The organism is Actinomycetospora chiangmaiensis DSM 45062 (genome assembly GCF_000379625.1).
Lineage (GTDB): Bacteria > Actinomycetota > Actinomycetes > Mycobacteriales > Pseudonocardiaceae > Actinomycetospora > Actinomycetospora chiangmaiensis.
Window position 1 is genome coordinate 15,193 of the sequence record NZ_KB903226.1, and the last position, 16,416, is coordinate 31,608.

Genomic DNA, 16,416 nt, shown 5'->3' on the forward strand with positions numbered 1-16,416 from the left:
GGTCACCGCGCCGGGACGAGGGGGCCCGCCAGGAACGAGACGAGGTCGGACGACGCGTCGAGCGGCAGCACCTGGGCCACGTACTGGTCGGGGCGCACGACGACGAGGCAGCCCCGGTCGCGGTCGATCTCCCGCAGGTCGAACAGGTCGGCCGTGGGCCGGGGGCAGAAGACCTTCTCGTAGTCGACCAGGCCGAAGCGCCCCTTGCGTGGCAGGAGCACCGGGGGCAGGTCGGCCACGGTCAGCTCGCGGTGGCCCTGCTGCAGGACCGCGCGGACGTCGAGCACGGCGTCCGGGTCGGTGCCGGCGGGTGTGAACCGCGTGATCAGTGCGGGGAGCGCGTCGCAGAAGGCTCGGAGGCGGGAGTCGGCTGCGGTCGGGCGCGCGCGGTCGGCGAAGGCGTAGAGCCGCCAGGCGCCGTCCGCGCGCGCGGCGTGCCCGAGATGCATCGGCTTGGCGTCGGCGAGCCGGATCACCGGCGCGGAGTGGAAGCGCATCCCGATCGTGAAGCCCTCGGCGAGGTGCTGGTGGGTCGGCTCCCCGGTCAGCATCGACGGGGCGTAGCGCACCGCGACGCCGGCGGTATAGCGGCCCTGTTCCCGGAAGTAGTGCTGGAACTTCTCCGGCTCGGCGTCGCGGTCGCCGAACAGGGCCGCGAACTCGCGGTCGAAGTCGATCAGCTGCTGCGCGACCACCTGCCGTTCGGTCGAGTAGGTCCGCAGGACCGCGGGCCGGGAGGTGCCACGCAGTACGGTGCCGAGCTTCCAGCCGAGGTTCCACGCGTCGGCCATCGACACGTTCATGCCCTGACCGGCCTTCGCGCTGTGGGTGTGGCAGGCGTCCCCGGCGATGAACGCGCGTGGCATCCGCGCGGCGGCGCCGTCGTCGGGAACACCGACGGGGACGTCGTCGAAGCGGTCGCAGACGCGCTGGGCGATCTCGTACACCGCCCACCACCCGACGTGGCGCACGTCGATCGTGTACGGGTGCAGGATGCGGTTGGCGACCGCCGCGAGCTTCTCGGGGGTGGTGCTCCGGTCGCGCAGCATCGCCGCGTCGCGCTCGTCGTCCAGCTCGACGTACAGCCGCACCAGGTAGCCGCCCTCGCGCGGGATGATCAGGACGCTCCCCTCGGCCGAGGTGATCGCGGACTTCAGCCGGATGTCGGGGAAGTCGGTCACGGCGAGGACGTCGAGCACGCCCCACGAGCGGTGCGTGGTCTCCCCGTGCAGTCGGGCGCCGATGGCCTCCCGGACGGCGCTGCGCGCGCCGTCGCAGCCCACGGCGTACCGCGTGCGGATCGTGCGGGTCCCACCGTCGGTGGACTGCAGGGTGAGCGTCACCGGGTGCTCGACCGCCGGGTCGGTGTCGACCTGCACATCGACGGCCCGCAGCCCGTACCAGGGCTCGGCGCGGGTCGCCGAGCGGGCCGCGTGCTCGCGGAGGTAGGCGAGCATCCGCGCCTGGTTGACGATCATGTGGGGCATCTCGGAGATGCCCTCCTCCACGTCGTCCACCCGGCCGGTCCGCACGATCGACGACGGGTCCTCGGGGTCCGGCCGCCAGAAGGTCACCTCGTTGACCTGATAACCCTCGGCGACGAGCTGGTCGGCGAGGCCGAACGCCTCGAACATCTCCACCGTCCGGCACGCGACACCGTCGGCCTGCCCGACCGCCAACGGCCCGTCGCGACGGTCGACCAGGACCGTGCGCACCTCGGGGAACTCCGCGAGCTGGGCCGCGAGGACCAGGCCGGCCGGACCGCTGCCGACGATCACCACGTCCGCGGTGTCCGGCGGCTCTGCCCCCCGCTCCGCCACCGTCGGGTGCGGAGGGCGGACGCGCGGGTCCCCCGGCTCGTAGCCGTCGAGATAGAACTGCATGCGGGCGACTCCTCGTCTCGGGCCTGCCCCCGCATCCTCACCGGCGCCGCCGCTCCCCGGTCGGTTCTCCGCTCTTCCGGATCGTCCGGTGGGCGGACCTGGCGGCCCTGGCCGCTCTCGTGACGGCGATGCTGCTCGTCGGCGTGGTCACTATCCTGCTCCGGCAGCCCGGTACGGCGGGGCTGTTGCAGTCGGAGTCGCTGAGGGGCCGGCGTGGAGCGTTCACTGCAGTTGGCCCGGTTCCTCCGGGCGCGTCGTGAGCAGGTCACGCCCGAGGAGGTCGGGATCGCGGTCGACGGTCGTCGTCGCGTGCGCGGGCTCCGTCGCGGCGAGGTCGCCGTGCGCGCCGGCCTGAGCGCGGACTACTACATGCGCCTGGAACAGGGCCGGGACCACCAGCCCTCGGAGGCCGTGCTCGCGAGCCTTGCATGGGCGGTGGCGTCCTCGTCGAGGCGGAGCGCGTCGCGCCGGTTCCGGGCGCCGTCGCACGAGCGCGTCTCGCCGCACCTGCAGGACCTGCTCGACGCGTGGGTCACCACCCCGGCCTTCATCCACGGATGCCGGCTCGACGTCCTCGCCGCGAACTCACTCGCCCGGGCGCTGACGCCGGTGGCGCAACCCGGGACGAACATGCTGCGCTCCTTCTTCCTCGACACCGAGGGACGCGAGCGCTACCACGACCTCGAGGCGGTCCTGTCCCAGGCCGTGGCCTACTTCCGAGCACGCGTCGGCAGCGATCTCGCCGCCCCCGACGTCGCGGAACTCGTCGAGGACCTGCAGCGGGAGAGCCCGGACTTCCGTCGCATCTGGGCCCGCCACGACGTCACGTCGGCCCTGTCGGGCGAAGACCCGTACGGCCATCCCGGCGGCGACTTCGCGGGCCTGCGCTACCAGACCTTCGCCGTCGACGGCACCGAGGGACAGACCCTGTTCGTCGTCACCGCACCCCCCGGCAGCCCCGATGCGCACGCCCTCGCCCGACTGGCTTCGACGGCCGGTGCCCCCTCCGGGGCCCCGGAGCGCGGCAGCGAACCAGCCCCGGACTGAGCCGCAGCTCCTCGTGCTGCCGGGTTGCCGTCCAGGGCGGTTCTCCCCGCCCTCACCGACCCTGCCCGGGCTACCGGGCCCGGACCTGCACGACGGCCTCGATCTCGACGGCGATCCCGATGGGCAGCTCGGCCAGCCCGACCGCGCTGCGCGCTCCCCGACCCCGATCTCCGAGGACCTCGACGAGTACGTCCGAGCAACCGTCGATGACCTGGGGGGTCGCGGTGAACCCGGGAGCGCAGTTGACCATCCCGAACACCTTCACCACCCGCTCGACCCGGTCGAGCTCGCCCAGCTCGGCCTGCATCGCGGCCAGCAACTGCAGCCCGGTCAGCCGGGCCGCAGCCCGGGCCTCAGCCAGGTCGAGCCCACCCGACCCGATCTTGCCCAGGACCCAACCTCCCTCCGGGAGAGCCGGCCCCGCCCCCGACAGGAAGAGCAGGTCCCCCGCGCGCACCGCCGGGACGTAGTTGCCCTGCGGCGGCCGTGGGGCCGGTAACGGGTCTCCGAGCTGCCATGCCGCCATGCTGTTCCCCCTCCATCGGATGCCCGATCCACGGCACGCCGCCGCACCGGTGCTCCGTACCGCCCTCGCGGGCGACCACCTGCGGCGCCGGCACCCGTCCGGGGCACGACAGTGCGGGACGGTAGAGCACGAGGTGACTCAGCGCAGCCGTCCACGGTAGCCCCGCGACTCCTAGCCTCCGGGGAGAGCCGGGACCCCGACTGAGCCGCGACGAGTGCCACGGCCGAGGGCGGCGGCGGGGCGACCGGGCCCGCTCACGAGTTCGGCGCCGGCTCTCCGAGGACGCGGGAGACGGCGGGCAGCGCGTCGGTGGGTGTGCGCACCAGGATGATCTTCGCGGTGGGGGCGTGGGTGTGGATGAGGTTGAGAATCCGGTTGAACCAGCGCGTCCTCTCCTCGGTCGGCGGGTCCTCGGGATCCTGGCCGTTGATGAAGCCGCCGATCATCACCCCGTCGTAGTCGGCCGCGCCCAGCTCGCGGACCAGCAGCGTGTCGCCGGCTTCGTCGTCGGTCAGGGCGAAGTGGGTGGCGGCGAGGCCGGCCGCCCGCAGTCGCGACTGGATCGCCGCGGCGTTCTCCGGGTGCTTGCCGAAGCCCAGCACCCGCCATGTCGGTGACTCTTGCGTCTCGGACACGTTCGTCGCCTACTTCCCCTGATCAGATTCCGCGCTTCGGACAGCATCACAGCGCCTCGACGAGATCGCCGCCACCGGTCGTCGGCGCCGTTCACGTCGCCGTGCCGATCCAGGCACGGAGCCGTCTCCGCGCGGCGCAATCACGCCACGTGCACCGTCGGCGGATGCGGCTCCACCGGCCTGGACTTCCTCGTCGTGCGCCACGGCCGCATCAGCGACATCCGCGCGTACCCCGCGAACCGCCCGTCCCGCTTCCAGGCGCAGCTCGTCGATCGCGGAGCCAGGCCGGTGAGCTGCACTACGGCGCCGAGAGCCATCCGGCCGTGTCGAAGCGTGTCGTGCCGGTGCTGACGAGATCGCGGAGGTGGGACTGGATGGCGTCGAGTTCGCGGTCGCCGATCCGGGCGGCCCACCGCTCACGCAGTCCGTCGAACAGTTGCTGCCCGAGGGTCAACAGGTCGTTCCCGAGCTGGGTGACGGCGAGCGTCTTGCGGCGCGCGTCGTGCGCGTCGTGGCCCTGGTCGAGATACCCGCGCTCGAGAAGGAACGCGACCGTCTTCGCGGCAGCCTGCTTCGTGACCCCCAGCTCACGGGCGAGCTCGGAGGTCGTCCCGGCCCCCTCGGCGACGGCACGCAGCGCGAACTCGTGCACGGGCCGCACTCCGGGATGCCCGTGCTGCTCCAACTGCTCCTGAGCCTGCTCGACCAGTGCCCGGAAGCCGCCCAGCAGGAGCAGCGCGAGCTCCGCGCCCTCGTTCACCACGCGAGGAGCGTAGTCGAGCAAGGTCAAGATAGACAGCCCGGTTGTCTACGCCTACGGTTAATTGGACAACCGAGTTGCCTATCAGGGAGTGCTCCGATGACCGTCCTCGACCACCACACGCTCGACCTCACCGACGCCCGCCTCCACGTCGTCGACGCCGGCACGGGGAGCACGATCCTGCTCGTCCACGGCTTCCCCGAGACCGCGGCCACCTTCGCCGCGGTCATCCCGCTGCTCGACGCCCACCACCGGGTCCTCGCGGTGGACCTTCCCGGATTCGGCGACTCCGAGGCGCACACGGACTTCGACAGCGCCGCCCACGCACGGACTCTCGCCGAGGCGATCGTGGCCCTCGACGCCGGCTCCGTACACCTCGTCGGCCAGGACGTCAGCGGGGCGCTGAGCCATCGCCTCGCCGTGACCCGTCCCGACCTGGTGGCCAGCTGGACCGCCGTGGAGACCGTCCTGCCCGGGTACGGGTTCGAGGTCCTGGCCGGCGCCGCCTGGTACATCGGCATGCTCTCCAGTCCCGGCGCGCCCGAGTTGCTCCTGCCGGGTCGGGAGCGCGCCTTCCTCCTCGACCACGTCGTCACCCCGCAGACTCTGCGCCCGCCGGACCCGACCCTGCTCGGAGAGATCGTCGACGCCTACACCGGACACGAGGGCTTCGCCGGTGCTGCGGCGCTCTACCGCTCCCTCCTCAGCGAGGGCCCAGACCTCCGGGTGCTCGCCGCCACCGCCCTGACGGTCCCGGTCCGCACCATCAGCAGTACGGGCGGCGACGTCGTGCCCACCTCGATCCGTGGGGTGGCCCCGGACCTCACCCACGTGACCGTCGCCGGGGCGGGGCACTACCTCGCCCTCGAAGCGCCCGAGGAGTACGCCGCCCAGGTCCTGGCGTTCATCGACGGGCTGCCCGGCGCCGACCTCGCCGCGACGCAGGCCCAGCCGCGGGCAGCGGCGACATGACCGGGGCGACCACGGCGGACCCGCGCCGGCCCACCGGGACTCAGCGGGCGCGGGTGATGACGACGGGCTTGATCTCGGTCGGGATGGCGTCGAGGGCCGAGACGGGGATGCCGAAGGTCGCAGCGAGGATCGCGCGGGGCACTGAGTTGAAGGACCCGACGATGCCGAGGTCGTCGTTCGGCTCCGGGGTGCTCGAGTTGAAGACGATGAGCACCGTCAACGGGTCGGTCGAGCTGGTGTTCGCGAAGTAGTGGAAGAAGCCGGTCGGGGCGAAGACCAGGTCGCCGGGCCCGGCATCGAATTCGTCGTGGTGATAGCTGCCGTCGGGATGGGTTCCCAGCACGGTCCAGTGCGCATGTCCGGACACCACGAAGTTCAGCTCCCAGGCGTTCGGGTGCCAGTGCGGCTCCCGGATGCCCCCGACCTCGAGGGTCACGAAGTACACCGAGGCGTCCTGCCCCGCAGCACGGGGAACGTCTGCCCGTTCGCACCCCGCAGCGTTCCGCTGTCGTACTCCGAGGGCTTCGCCGCCGTGAGGTGGAACAGGTGTGAGCCCGGACCCTGCGCGGCCGCGTCGGGAACCGGCGCGCCGTCGGGAGCCGCCGCGCCGAGTGCGGCACCGCCCCCGACCAGACCCGCCCCCGCCACCTTGAACGCGTCCCGCCGGTTCATGCCGTCCATTCCCGCTCCTCCCGGTCCACTGGTCCGGACGGAGCAGATCACGCAACTACGTAGCTCATGCAACTACTAGGAGCATGATCACCGCTTCACGTCGTGTTGACCCGGCGCCGTGACCTCGCTCGTTTCGTGCGGCGCATCACACCGCGACCTGCCACAGTTCCGAGCATGTCGAGCCGACTGATGTGGGTCGCGGGAGCCGTCGTCCTGGTCGTGCTCGTGGCAGTGGCGGCATATGCAGGCTTCCTGCGCGACACCGGGGTGACCGTGGTGGCGGTCGGCATCGTCATCATCGGCGCGATCGCCCTGTCCGTGGTGGTGTCCCGCCGCCAGGGCGACTGAGCTGGTCGGGCACACCGCGCCCGTCGTCGAACCTGACGTCCAGCCGTCGGAGCTGCGGACGGGCGGACGTTCGTCCATGGGGCAGGGTCGAGGCGTATGACGCCGGCATCGCGGGGCGGGTCGTCCTGATCGAGATCGCCGTGCCCGCCGGCCACTACGGTCACCGCATGCGGAGCCCGAGCCGGTACGGCATCGACGGGTGGCCCTACCTCCTGGGACTGAGCGGACTGACGGTCGGCCTGGCAACCGTCGCTGCAGGATCGATCAGGACCCGCCCGACCCTCGCGGTGTCGGCAGCGCTCGCGGCCGGTGTCACCGCCGTCCCGGCTGTCTGGGGCGGGCACTACGTCCTGCGCGGCAAGCACACCCTCCGCGACCGACTCCTCGACGAAGTTCCCTGGTCCGGCGACGAGGTGGTCGTCGACCTGGGAGCCGGGGCGGGCCTGCTCGCCGTCGGCGCGGCCCACCGCACCCACGGCCCGGTGCACGCCGTCGACCTGTTCGTCCCCACCGACCTCTCGGGCAACTCGGCGGACCGACTGCGCGACAACGCCGAGCGCGAAAATGTCGCACACCGGGTCAGGGTGCACCGCTGCGACATCCGCGAGGTCGATCTGCCCGACGCCGGCGTCGACGTGGTCCTGTCCACCCTGTGCCTGCACAACCTCGCACACGTCTCCGAGCGGCGGGCCGCGCTGGACGAGGCCGTGCGCCTGGTGCGCCCCGAGGGCACGCTGGTGATCTCCGACCTCGCCCACGTCGAGGACGAATACGCACCGCACCTCCGCGCGGCCGGATTCGACGTCCGGGTCGAACGCGCCACGGCGACCTTCCCGCCCCAGCACTACATCGTCGCCCGCGCCCCCGCCGCAGGATCCTCGGAGCGTTCCCGTCCCGGCTCGCGCACCTGATGCCCCACGGACCTCCCGGACGGACGGCCACGCTCATCAGCGGGAGGGCGACACGGCGATGGTCCCCGCTCTCGCAGTCCTCCCGTGCCCGGTTTAGCAGATCCCAGGTGCGGTCCGGTCGAGGGTGAGGCGGGCCCGGAGGATCGCTTCGGCACCCTCGTCGACGCCCTGACCGGCCGGGAGGCTGCGGTGGAGGACCCGCTGCAGCGCGCAGTGTTCGAGCAGGTCCAGCGCCACGTCCAGGTCGAGCCCGGGGTCGGTCAGGATGTGCAGATCGCGCACGTCGGACGCCATCACTTCGCTTCCGCCAGGGGTCGACGCGCCCGGGTGGACTGAGCCGGACACGAGTCGGGTGCCCGCTGTCCGCACACCGACGCTGCGACGTTCGGGGCCCGATCAGCTGTCCCCGGCAGCCGACGGTCACCCGTGTGGCGACCCGCGCCCGCATCAGCGCCCGTGGTGACCGCTGTCGTCGCTGCGCCCGTCGCCGGCACCAGATGGTGCGGGGCGGGCGGGGTCGGCGGTGTTCTGACGAGCGTAGGTGGCCTCGGCGTCGTCGACCAACCAGGTCGCGACGTCGACCAGCTTGATGTTGGTGTCCTGGGAGGACTTGACCAGCATCGCGAAGGCGTCGGGGTCGGGAATCCGGAACCGTTCCATGAGGATGCCCTTGGCGCGCGCGATCACGTCGCAGCTCGCGAGGCTGCGGTGCAGCTCCCCCGAGCGACGGGCCGGCGAGCGCGACGGCGGTCTGATCGGCGAACAGCGCCCCGAGCCGCCGGTCATGGACCGTGTAGCACCCCGGAGCGCGACCCCACAGGTTCAGCGCACCGGCCGCGCCCCTGGCCACCAGTTGACAGGACAGCACCGAGCCGTAGCCGGCGGCACGGACGTGAGGAGCCAGTCGCGGCCACGGTATCTCCGCGGACTCGCTCAGGTCGGCGACGTCGGTGACGTCGTCGCCCTCGAGTCGCCAGGGCCTCGCGCAGGAGGTCGCGGCCCGCGACGGTGTCGACGTCCGCTGCACCGGACGCTGCAGCGGGAGTTGCCGGAGCGGCAGACGGCTCGTTCGGGCTCACGGCGCTCCCCTCGTCGGTGAAAGTCCGAGCATCGCGGCTGGTCGGCGAATCTCGCTGATCGATCAGGTTGTTCGCAATCAGATATCGCAGCCGCACGGTCCGAGCGTCCGGAAGAGCGCGGATCCGTCCCGTCGTCGACTGCTACGAGGCGACCGTGTCCTGCTCGCGGAGCCGGGCGACCGAGATGATGAGCCCGATCTCGAGCTGGTCGGCGTCGGGCCAGGGGAACTGGTGGAGAGCCACCACCTCGCCCTGCACGACCTGGCCGCGGTGATCCTGACGCACGGACGCACCGATCACACCGGCGCCGCCGCACACGTCGTCGGTCTCGGGGTGCCCGTGGTCGTCGGCTCGGGTGGTCGGCGGGCACACGGCGGGCTCCATGATCGTGCGACTCGACGGTCGCTCCTGCGTCGGTGACCTCATCCGCGGCGGATTCCTGGCGGGTCGGGTCAAGCCGGGACATCCGTTGCGCCACTACCTCGTCGGGGACGCCCGAGCAGTCCGACGTGCGATCGCAGCCGAACCGGCCGGTTTCGGTTCCCATGTCGGATGCGGTCACCTTCGTGGCCCGACGTTCACCGTGTGGTTGCCCGCCGGCCGGGGCGCCGCGCGATCGGCGCCGTACGAGAAGGGAGCGTTGATCACGCGACAGGTGACCGACAGGAGCGATCGATGCCTCTCCCCCGCCCCGGCCGACCCCACGCACTGGCCGGGCTCGCCGTGGCCGCCGTGGCCGCCGTGGCCGCCGCCGTCCTGCCGACGCTCGCGACACCGGCGTCCGCCGCGCCCCCCGCCGCCGCGCCCCGGCACGTCCTGCTGATCTCGGTCGACGGGATGCACCAGTCCGACCTCGAGGGCTACGTGCGTCGCCACCCGCAGTCCGCTCTCGCATCCCTGGTGCGCGCCGGGACCGACTACAGCCAGGCGGCCACGCCGGTGCCGTCGGACTCCTTCCCCGGGATGCTCGGGCAGGTGTCCGGGGGGACGCCCCGCAGCACGGGGGTCTACTACGACTCGACCTACGACCGCGGCCTGCTGCCCCCGGGCACGACGACGTGCGCGGGCGCGAAGCCGGGCACCGACGTCGTCTTCGACGAGACCATCGACCGCAACCCGGACGCGCTCGACGCCGGGCAGGGCCTGCCCGGGCTGCCGGACTCCATCCTCGCCATGACCGGGCAGCCTCGCTCGCTGATCAACCCGGCGAAGCTGCCCGTCGACCCGACGACCTGCTCGCCGGTCTACCCGCACCAGGACACGCGCGCGAACACCGTCTTCGAGGTCGCACGCTCCGCCGGACTGCACACCGCCTGGTCGGACAAACACGTCGCCTACGACCTGCTCGACGGACCCTCGGGAAGCGGCATCGACGATCTCTTCGCCCCCGAGATCAACTCGGCTGCGCCGGGCGGCGGCGACTGGACCACCGACAACGCCGCCACCCGCCGCTACGACGCCTACAAGGTCACCGCGGTCCGCAACGAGATCGACGGCTTCGACCACTCCCGCACCACCCGGCCCGGCACTCCGGCGATCTTCGGCCTCAACTTCCAGTCGGTCTCGACGGCGCAGAAGCTGCCGGCCTCCGACGGCCTGACCGGCGGCTACCTCGCCGACGGCGTGACCCCGGGCCCGCTGCTCGCCGGAGCCCTCGACTTCGTCGACGGCCAGCTCGCGACAATGCTCGCCGGTCTGAAGGACCAGCACCTCGACCAGTCGACCACGATCATCCTCTCGGCCAAGCACGGGCAGTCGCCGATCGACCCGGCCCTGCTCGACCGCATCGACGACGGTCCGATCCTCCAGGGCCTGGACACCGCCTGGACCGCAGGCCACCCCGGGAGCGGGCCCCTGGTCGTCCACTCCACCGACGACGACGGCATGTACCTCTGGCTCTCCGACCGATCGCCGGTGGCGACGAGCTTCGCGGCGACCTACCTGCGCTCCCACAACGGCACCGGCACCGACATCGCCAAGAACCCTCGCGCGTACACCAGCTCCGGTCTGGGCCAGATCCTCGCCGGCGCCGAGGCGGCCGCCTACTTCCACGTCCCGCAGTCCGACTCCCGGGTCCCCGACCTCGTCGGTATCGCGCAGCCCGGCACCGTCTACACCGGCGGGACGAAGAAGATCGCCGAGCACGGCGGCGCGCTCCACGACGACCGCAACGTCCCCCTCGTGGTGACCGGGCCGAGCCGGGGCAACGCTCTCCCGTCCGCCCACGGAGGCGCGCTCGTCGCCACCCCGGTCTCGACCACCCAGATCGCGCCCACCATCCTCGTCGCGCTCGGTCTCGACCCGAACCGACTCACCGCGGTCCGCACCGAAGGCACCACTGCTCTGCCCGGCCGGTGAGAACCGGACAGCCGGCGGCACCCATCCTCCCGAATGGCCCCAACGGCCTTTCCCCGCCACGACGAGGAGTGCACGCTGTTCTCGTCGAGAACGGGAAGAATCCGCGTGGCCCGCGACGCGGAGATCATCGATCGACGAAGCGCCAGCACACCGCGGTGAGGAGGTCGACGACCATGGTGTTCCGCATCCAGCCGCACGTCCGACTCCAGGAATGGGTCGCGGAGGAGCACGGCTTCTTCGACGCGGAGGGACTCGACCACGAATTCGAACCGACGAGCCTCGCCGGCGCGACCAGCGCCTCGCTCCCGGACGGCGGCGCACCTCCCTCGGTGCGCAGCGGCGCCCTGGAGGACATGGCCGGCGGTCGCAGCGCCCAGGTCTCGTGCGCCTGCCACTGGGCGGTGAACGCCGCCGCCAGCGGACACCACGGCCTCATGTACGGCAAGGCCTACTCCGTGTGCCCCAGCGGCATCTACGTCTCCCCCGACTCCGAGCTCCGCGAACCCCGTGACCTCGCCGGCGTCGAGGTCGGCGTGGGCTACCACTCCGGGAGCCACTACTCGGCCCTGCAGGCCCTCGAGTCCTTCCTCCCCCGCGACGCCATCCGCCTGGGGTTCGTCGGTCTGCCCTTCGACCGGGTCCGGCTCCTGCTCGACCGACGACTGGCGGCGGTCAACGCCTGGGGCGCCGGCGCCTACGTCCTCGAGCAGCGTGGCTGCGTCAAACTCGTCGACACCACGTTCGTCATGGGGTTCTTCCTCTCCCCGGGCACCGAGCGGCAGGACGCCGAGCGGTACTTCCGCGCCCTCCTGCGGGCCCAGCAGGAGATCGACCTCGAGCCGCAGCGCTACACCCACTACTGGGCGCGGGAGATGCCGGCCGAGCTCACCGCGCTCGTCGACGTGCGCCGATTCGGACCCGGCGAACGCATCGTGCCCCAGCCCTACACCAAGGAGATGTTCGAACGATCCCACCGCTGGATGCAGACCTGGGACCTGCTCGACCCCGCCATCGCCGCTGACTCCCGCTACGAGGACGCGGTCCTGGCCTGAGCCAGCCGGCCCGAGGTCCCCCGCGTTGCGATCCCTCACGCAGCGACGTCCCCACCATCACGCCCTGCCGGGAGCGGCTGGGGGACCTCAGCCGCCCGGCACGCGCGAGGGGCGGGGTACCGACGACGGCGGCGCGGGCACCGACGTCGTGCCGGGGCGGACCGGCGCCCGAACGTGAGACGGCACCGTGTCCGCGGACGTCGGGACCGCCAGGACCAGCACGACGATCCCGAGGAACATCAACATCCCGCCGGCCGCGCGGACCATCAGCAGCCGACGCGCGGACGACGAACCGTCACCGGTCTCCCCGGCCACCATCCACAACGCGATCAGCAACAGGAGGACGGCGGCTGCTGCTGCCCCCGCAGGACCCATCAGAGCCACGCTGCTCGGACCTCCTCGACCCGACCCATCCACGGGCCGGCGATGTCGGCCGCCACCGGCGGAGGCGCCGGCGCCGACGATGGCCCGGGGTGCATGTACGAGTCGTGAGAATTCCGGACCGTTCACCGACTCGATCGCTCGTGTTCGTGGAGCGGAGCGAGGGCCTCGGGCATTCCGCGGAGATGACCGAAGGCACCAGGTTCATGATCGTCTCGGGGAACATCGGCGAGGGGCACCAGTCGGCGGCTCACGCGGTCGCCGAGTCCCTCGAGAGCGTGTGGCCGGGCTGTCGGATCGAGATCGTGGAGAGCTTCGCGGCGGTGGGGGTCGGCAGTGGGCCGATCCTGCGCTGGCTGTACCGGGTCGCGGTCGGGTCGACCCCGGGTCTGCAACAGCTCTGGTACCGGGCGGTCTCCCGCTGCAGCGCCGTGCGGTGGTTCTACGGCAGGGTCGTCGGAGGGTGGGTGGCGCGCGCCCTCGCGCCGCGCATCGCGGCCGGTGACCCCGATGCCGTCCTCTCCACGTATCCGCTGGCGACCGCGGGACTCGCGCGGCTCCGCCGCGCGGGCACCCTGACGGTTCCGGTGACGGCGGTCCTGTGCGACGTCGCTCCCCACGCCTTCTGGGTCTACGACGGTGTCGACCACTACGTCGTCGTCGACGACGAGGGCGCGGAACGGATGCTCGACCTGGCTCCGGACCAGCCGGTCACCGTGGTCGGGCCGCTGGTCCGGCGGGCGTTCCGGACGACCCCGGCCGCATCCCGGGAGCAGTGGGACCTGCCGGCCGACGCGTTCGTGGTGCTCGTCAGCGCCGGCTCCATGGCGCTCGGTGGTCTGACGGAGGCCGTCACCGCGGCCCTCGCGTCGGACGAGCGCTGCATCGTCGTCGCGCTGTGCGGCCGCGACCATCGGACGCGGCTCCGACTCGAACGGCTCGCCCGCAGTGCGCCCCGGCTCCGGGTGCTCGGCTGGGTCGACGAGCCGGCGGCGCTGACCGCGGTGGCGGACGTGGTCGTCAACAACTCCGGTGGCGTGACGGCCCAGGAGGCCCTGGCGTGCGGGCGGCCGCTGGTGATGTTCCGGCCCCTCGCCGGCCACGGACGCGACAGCGCCGCCGTCCTCGCGAGGTCGGGAGTCGCCGAGTGTTGCGCGAGCCCGCGGTGCCTCACCCGCGTCCTCCGGTCACTCGCCCGTGATCCCGCCGTGTCGGCCGCAGCCCAAAGCCGGGCCACCCGGTACGCGGCTCGTCACGACCTCGACGAACTCGCTCGGACCCTGGCGGTGGGACCGTCGCGGGGTTCACGTCGACTCGGCCACCAGCATCACGCCGCACCCGCGGCCACCACGGCCACCCCGGTCGCCGCCGGGAGTCCCCTGGCGCCGGACCGGGCCCGACGTCGTGCCGAGGGCGCCGCGCCCACGCCTGCGGAGAACAGTGGTCCGGCTGCTGGTCGATCCGCAGACGCGTAGCGACCGGTGTCGCCGGACACACTCCTGGCACATGATGGGCGGGTGTCGGAGGCAACGGGGCCTTCGACCACCGGTCGATTCCGGAAGGAGCTCCTCATGAAGGCCGTGGCCTACATCGAGCCCATGAAGGTCGAGGTCCAGGACATCGAGTACCCGGGCCTCGAGCTCAAGGACGGTCCCGGGGTGAACCCGGCGAACGTGGGACGCCAGTGCCCGCACGGCGTCATCCTGCGGTGCGTCTCCACGAACATCTGCGGCTCCGATCAGCACATGGTGCGGGGCCGCACCACGGCGCCGGCGGGACTGATCCTCGGCCACGAGATCACCGGCGAGGTCGTGGAGGTCGGGCGCGACGTCGAGTTCATCAAGCAGGGCGACCTGTGCTCGGTGCCGTTCAACATCGCCTGCGGGCGCTGTCGGATGTGCAAGGAGGGGCATACCGGGGTCTGCCTCAACGTCAACCCCGACCGCCCGGGATCGGCGTACGGCTACGTCGACATGGGCGGCTGGCAGGGCGGTCAGGCCGAGTACGTGATGGTGCCCTACGCGGACTGGAACCTGCTGCCGTTCCCCGACCGCGACCAGGCCCTGGAGAAGATCCTCGACCTGACGATGCTGTCGGACATCTTCCCCACCGGCTACCACGGCTGCGTGACGGCCGGGGTCACCACCGGCTCGACGGTGTACATCGCCGGCGCCGGACCCGTCGGCCTCGCCGCGGCCGCCTCCGCCCAGTTGCTCGGCGCCGCCGCGGTGATCGTGGGCGACATGAACGCCGAGCGCCTGGCACACGCCAGGGAGGCCATCGGGGCCGAGACCGTCGACCTCTCCGAGGAGGGCTCGCTGCCCGACAAGATCGAGCAGATCGTCGGTGAGCCGGTGGTCGACGCCGCGGTGGACGCGGTCGGGTTCGAGGCACGGGGCCACGGCAAGGACGCGGGCGAAGCGCCGGCCACCGTCCTGAACTCGATCATGGAGATCACCCGCGCGGCGGGCAGGCTCGGCATCCCCGGCCTCTATGTCACCGGGGACCCGGGCGCCTCCGACGAGGCCGCGAAGGAGGGCAGTCTCTCGATCCGCATCGGGCTGGGCTGGGCCAAGTCGCACTCGTTCACCACCGGTCAGTGTCCGGTCATGCGCTACAACCGCCAGCTGATGAACGCGATCCTGCGCGACAAGGTCCAGATCGCGAAGGCCGTGAACGCCACGACCATCACCCTCGACGAGGCACCCCAGGGCTATGCCCAGTTCGATTCCGGCGTGGCGAAGAAGTTCGTGATTGACCCGCACGGCCTGATCGGAGCCTGACGGCCCGGGGCCCGCAGCGCGGACCACCGCCCCGCGAACGGTGCGACACCGGGCGCGGGCCGGTGGCCGTGGTGCGCGGTGTCCACCGACTCGGAGAGGACGGCAGCCCCGGGCGGTTCCGCGATAAGGTCGTCCCCGCACCCGGACTGCGAGAGGCTCGGGTGGGGCGACGCGAACGAGGGGCACCGAGGTGAGCAGGCCGTTCACGCCGCCCGGGCAGGGGGGCCCTGACCACGGCCCGAGAGCCGCTGCGCCGATCTCCCGTCGCACCGTGGCCGGGATGCTCGCGGTCGGACTGGCCGCCTGGATCGCGGGACGCGACACCCCGAGCGCCTCGGCCGCACCGACCGCCGCCGTGCCGGCGAGTGTCCCACCGCCCCCGCCCGGACGTCTGATCGCCCTGACCGTCGACGACGGGTACGCACCCGAGGTCGTCGCCGGATACGTCGAGTTCGCCCGCCGTACCGGTGTGCACCTGACCTTCAGCCCGAACGGGACCTACGCCCGGGCGTGGGACCCGCACGCCGCCGTGTTGCGCCCACTGATCGAAGCCGGCCAGGTCCAGATCATGAACCACACCTTCAGCCACCCCTGGCTGACCAGGACATCGGCGGGTCGCATCCGGGAGGAGCTCGAGCGCAACGAGCGCTGGGTCGCGGCCACCTTCGCCACCACCTCCCGACCCTTCTGGCGCCCGCCCTACGGCGCCCACGACCCACGGGTCGACGCCATCGCCAAGGACGCCGGCTACCCCACGCCGGTGCTCTGGACCGGGTCGTACGGCGACGCCACCACCGTCACGCCGCAATTCCTGCTCTCCCAGGCACGCCGGTATCTCACGCCCGGCACGATCATAGTCGGGCACGCCAACCACCCGACCGTGCTCGGGCTGTTCGACCAGATCACCGCCATCATCCGGGAGCGAGGCCTACGACCGGTCACCCTGAACGAGTTCTTCGCCGCCCAGCCACACTGAGCACGGGCCGACGAGCACCCTCCGCGTGAGGGC

At 72.2% G+C, this 16,416-nt stretch carries 19 protein-coding genes; 9 read left to right on the plus strand and 10 right to left on the minus strand.

From position 1 onward, the window contains the following. Window positions 1-2: 2 nt before the first annotated feature. Complete coding sequence (locus tag A3CO_RS0112275) at window positions 3-1,883, minus strand: FAD-dependent monooxygenase (protein ID WP_018332547.1); 1,881 nt, start codon at window positions 1,881-1,883, stop codon at window positions 3-5. 213 nt (window positions 1,884-2,096) lie between these two features. Between A3CO_RS0112275 and A3CO_RS31750 the strand changes: the two genes are divergently transcribed. Further along, a complete protein-coding gene (locus A3CO_RS31750; RefSeq protein ID WP_033414341.1) occupies window positions 2,097-2,930 on the plus strand; it encodes a helix-turn-helix transcriptional regulator in 834 nt (277 codons plus the stop codon). Window positions 2,931-3,000: 70 nt separating this feature from the next. Here the strand turns inward: A3CO_RS31750 and A3CO_RS0112285 are convergent, their stop codons facing one another. From A3CO_RS0112285 to A3CO_RS0112300, 3 genes are all read right to left on the minus strand, one after another. Then, the gene (locus A3CO_RS0112285) at window positions 3,001-3,456 is read right to left on the minus strand and encodes a RidA family protein (protein WP_033414342.1); all 456 of its coding nucleotides are present in this window, start codon (window positions 3,454-3,456) and stop codon (window positions 3,001-3,003) included. Between the two features lie 254 nt (window positions 3,457-3,710). Continuing rightward, entirely contained in the window at window positions 3,711-4,091 is a 381-nt protein-coding gene (locus tag A3CO_RS0112290; RefSeq protein ID WP_157647473.1) for a hypothetical protein, read from the minus strand. A gap of 298 nt (window positions 4,092-4,389) precedes the next feature. Continuing rightward, window positions 4,390-4,854 (minus strand): MarR family winged helix-turn-helix transcriptional regulator, encoded by a 465-nt coding sequence (locus A3CO_RS0112300; protein ID WP_018332552.1) that lies wholly within the window; start codon window positions 4,852-4,854, stop codon window positions 4,390-4,392. Between the two features lie 96 nt (window positions 4,855-4,950). Between A3CO_RS0112300 and A3CO_RS31755 the strand changes: the two genes are divergently transcribed. Continuing rightward, entirely contained in the window at window positions 4,951-5,823 is an 873-nt protein-coding gene (locus A3CO_RS31755; protein WP_018332553.1) for an alpha/beta fold hydrolase, read from the plus strand. A gap of 40 nt (window positions 5,824-5,863) precedes the next feature. Here A3CO_RS31755 and A3CO_RS39475 read toward each other — a convergent pair whose 3' ends face one another. Together A3CO_RS39475 and A3CO_RS39480 are read right to left on the minus strand one after the other, a co-directional pair. Next, entirely contained in the window at window positions 5,864-6,268 is a 405-nt protein-coding gene (locus tag A3CO_RS39475) for a cupin domain-containing protein (protein ID WP_018332554.1), read from the minus strand. After that, entirely contained in the window at window positions 6,256-6,504 is a 249-nt protein-coding gene (locus A3CO_RS39480) for a cupin domain-containing protein (protein ID WP_018332555.1), read from the minus strand. The genes A3CO_RS39475 and A3CO_RS39480 overlap by 13 nt, the downstream gene beginning before the upstream one ends. Window positions 6,505-6,669: 165 nt before the next feature. Here A3CO_RS39480 and A3CO_RS38045 point away from each other — a divergent pair, with 165 nt between their 5' ends. Together A3CO_RS38045 and A3CO_RS31765 are read left to right on the plus strand one after the other, a co-directional pair. Beyond that, window positions 6,670-6,843: a hypothetical protein gene (locus tag A3CO_RS38045; protein ID WP_157647475.1), complete on the plus strand. Its 174-nt coding sequence runs from the start codon at window positions 6,670-6,672 to the stop codon at window positions 6,841-6,843. A gap of 167 nt (window positions 6,844-7,010) precedes the next feature. Continuing rightward, window positions 7,011-7,754, plus strand: coding sequence for a class I SAM-dependent methyltransferase (locus tag A3CO_RS31765; protein WP_157647477.1), 744 nt, complete (start codon window positions 7,011-7,013; stop codon window positions 7,752-7,754). Window positions 7,755-7,847: 93 nt separating this feature from the next. Here A3CO_RS31765 and A3CO_RS0112325 read toward each other — a convergent pair whose 3' ends face one another. The 3 genes from A3CO_RS0112325 to A3CO_RS0112335 all read right to left on the minus strand — a co-directional run bounded on the left by A3CO_RS0112325 (window position 7,848) and on the right by A3CO_RS0112335 (window position 9,205). Continuing rightward, the gene (locus A3CO_RS0112325; RefSeq protein ID WP_018332558.1) at window positions 7,848-8,048 is read right to left on the minus strand and encodes a hypothetical protein; all 201 of its coding nucleotides are present in this window, start codon (window positions 8,046-8,048) and stop codon (window positions 7,848-7,850) included. Between the two features lie 153 nt (window positions 8,049-8,201). Then, entirely contained in the window at window positions 8,202-8,540 is a 339-nt protein-coding gene (locus A3CO_RS34970; protein ID WP_026204537.1) for an ANTAR domain-containing protein, read from the minus strand. A gap of 434 nt (window positions 8,541-8,974) precedes the next feature. Beyond that, window positions 8,975-9,205: a hypothetical protein gene (locus A3CO_RS0112335; RefSeq protein ID WP_157647481.1), complete on the minus strand. Its 231-nt coding sequence runs from the start codon at window positions 9,203-9,205 to the stop codon at window positions 8,975-8,977. A gap of 303 nt (window positions 9,206-9,508) precedes the next feature. Between A3CO_RS0112335 and A3CO_RS0112340 the strand changes: the two genes are divergently transcribed. Both A3CO_RS0112340 and A3CO_RS0112345 read left to right on the plus strand, forming a co-directional pair. Then, on the plus strand, window positions 9,509-11,191 hold the full coding sequence (locus A3CO_RS0112340; RefSeq protein ID WP_051085932.1) for an alkaline phosphatase family protein: 1,683 nt from the start codon (window positions 9,509-9,511) through the stop codon (window positions 11,189-11,191). 173 nt (window positions 11,192-11,364) lie between these two features. After that, entirely contained in the window at window positions 11,365-12,243 is an 879-nt protein-coding gene (locus tag A3CO_RS0112345) for a substrate-binding domain-containing protein (protein WP_018332561.1), read from the plus strand. An 87-nt stretch (window positions 12,244-12,330) separates the two neighbouring features. On the opposite strand, the gene A3CO_RS0112350 is transcribed toward A3CO_RS0112345, so the two are convergent. Next, a complete protein-coding gene (locus A3CO_RS0112350; RefSeq protein WP_157647483.1) occupies window positions 12,331-12,618 on the minus strand; it encodes a hypothetical protein in 288 nt (95 codons plus the stop codon). A gap of 212 nt (window positions 12,619-12,830) precedes the next feature. Between A3CO_RS0112350 and A3CO_RS31775 the strand changes: the two genes are divergently transcribed. From A3CO_RS31775 to A3CO_RS0112365, 3 genes are all read left to right on the plus strand, one after another. Beyond that, window positions 12,831-14,099 carry an MGDG synthase family glycosyltransferase gene (locus tag A3CO_RS31775; protein ID WP_169510941.1) on the plus strand — a complete coding sequence of 423 codons (1,269 nt, stop codon included), beginning with the start codon at window positions 12,831-12,833 and terminating at the stop codon, window positions 14,097-14,099. Window positions 14,100-14,195: 96 nt separating this feature from the next. Further along, window positions 14,196-15,407 carry a formaldehyde dehydrogenase, glutathione-independent gene (gene fdhA, locus A3CO_RS0112360; protein ID WP_018332564.1) on the plus strand — a complete coding sequence of 404 codons (1,212 nt, stop codon included), beginning with the start codon at window positions 14,196-14,198 and terminating at the stop codon, window positions 15,405-15,407. A gap of 280 nt (window positions 15,408-15,687) precedes the next feature. After that, complete coding sequence (locus A3CO_RS0112365; RefSeq protein ID WP_033414350.1) at window positions 15,688-16,383, plus strand: polysaccharide deacetylase family protein; 696 nt, start codon at window positions 15,688-15,690, stop codon at window positions 16,381-16,383. Window positions 16,384-16,416 lie beyond the last annotated feature (33 nt).

Excerpts from the sequence above, each read along its gene's own strand:
- A3CO_RS39480 (WP_018332555.1), bottom strand. The coding sequence starts at position 6,504 with ATGGACGGCATGAACCGGCGGGACGCGTTCAAGGTGGCGGGGGCGGGT.
- A3CO_RS0112285 (WP_033414342.1), bottom strand. The coding sequence starts at position 3,456 with ATGGCGGCATGGCAGCTCGGAGACCCGTTACCGGCCCCACGGCCGCCG.
- A3CO_RS0112345 (WP_018332561.1), top strand. The coding sequence starts at position 11,365 with ATGGTGTTCCGCATCCAGCCGCACGTCCGACTCCAGGAATGGGTCGCG.
- A3CO_RS0112350 (WP_157647483.1), bottom strand. The coding sequence starts at position 12,618 with ATGGGTCCTGCGGGGGCAGCAGCAGCCGCCGTCCTCCTGTTGCTGATC.
- fdhA (WP_018332564.1), top strand. The coding sequence starts at position 14,196 with ATGAAGGCCGTGGCCTACATCGAGCCCATGAAGGTCGAGGTCCAGGAC.
- A3CO_RS0112275 (WP_018332547.1), bottom strand. The coding sequence starts at position 1,883 with ATGCAGTTCTATCTCGACGGCTACGAGCCGGGGGACCCGCGCGTCCGC.
- A3CO_RS31775 (WP_169510941.1), top strand. The coding sequence starts at position 12,831 with ATGATCGTCTCGGGGAACATCGGCGAGGGGCACCAGTCGGCGGCTCAC.
- A3CO_RS0112325 (WP_018332558.1), bottom strand. The coding sequence starts at position 8,048 with ATGGCGTCCGACGTGCGCGATCTGCACATCCTGACCGACCCCGGGCTC.
- A3CO_RS0112340 (WP_051085932.1), top strand. The coding sequence starts at position 9,509 with ATGCCTCTCCCCCGCCCCGGCCGACCCCACGCACTGGCCGGGCTCGCC.
- A3CO_RS0112365 (WP_033414350.1), top strand. The coding sequence starts at position 15,688 with ATGCTCGCGGTCGGACTGGCCGCCTGGATCGCGGGACGCGACACCCCG.
- A3CO_RS31755 (WP_018332553.1), top strand. The coding sequence starts at position 4,951 with ATGACCGTCCTCGACCACCACACGCTCGACCTCACCGACGCCCGCCTC.
- A3CO_RS31765 (WP_157647477.1), top strand. The coding sequence starts at position 7,011 with ATGCGGAGCCCGAGCCGGTACGGCATCGACGGGTGGCCCTACCTCCTG.
- A3CO_RS38045 (WP_157647475.1), top strand. The coding sequence starts at position 6,670 with ATGTCGAGCCGACTGATGTGGGTCGCGGGAGCCGTCGTCCTGGTCGTG.
- A3CO_RS34970 (WP_026204537.1), bottom strand. The coding sequence starts at position 8,540 with ATGACCGGCGGCTCGGGGCGCTGTTCGCCGATCAGACCGCCGTCGCGC.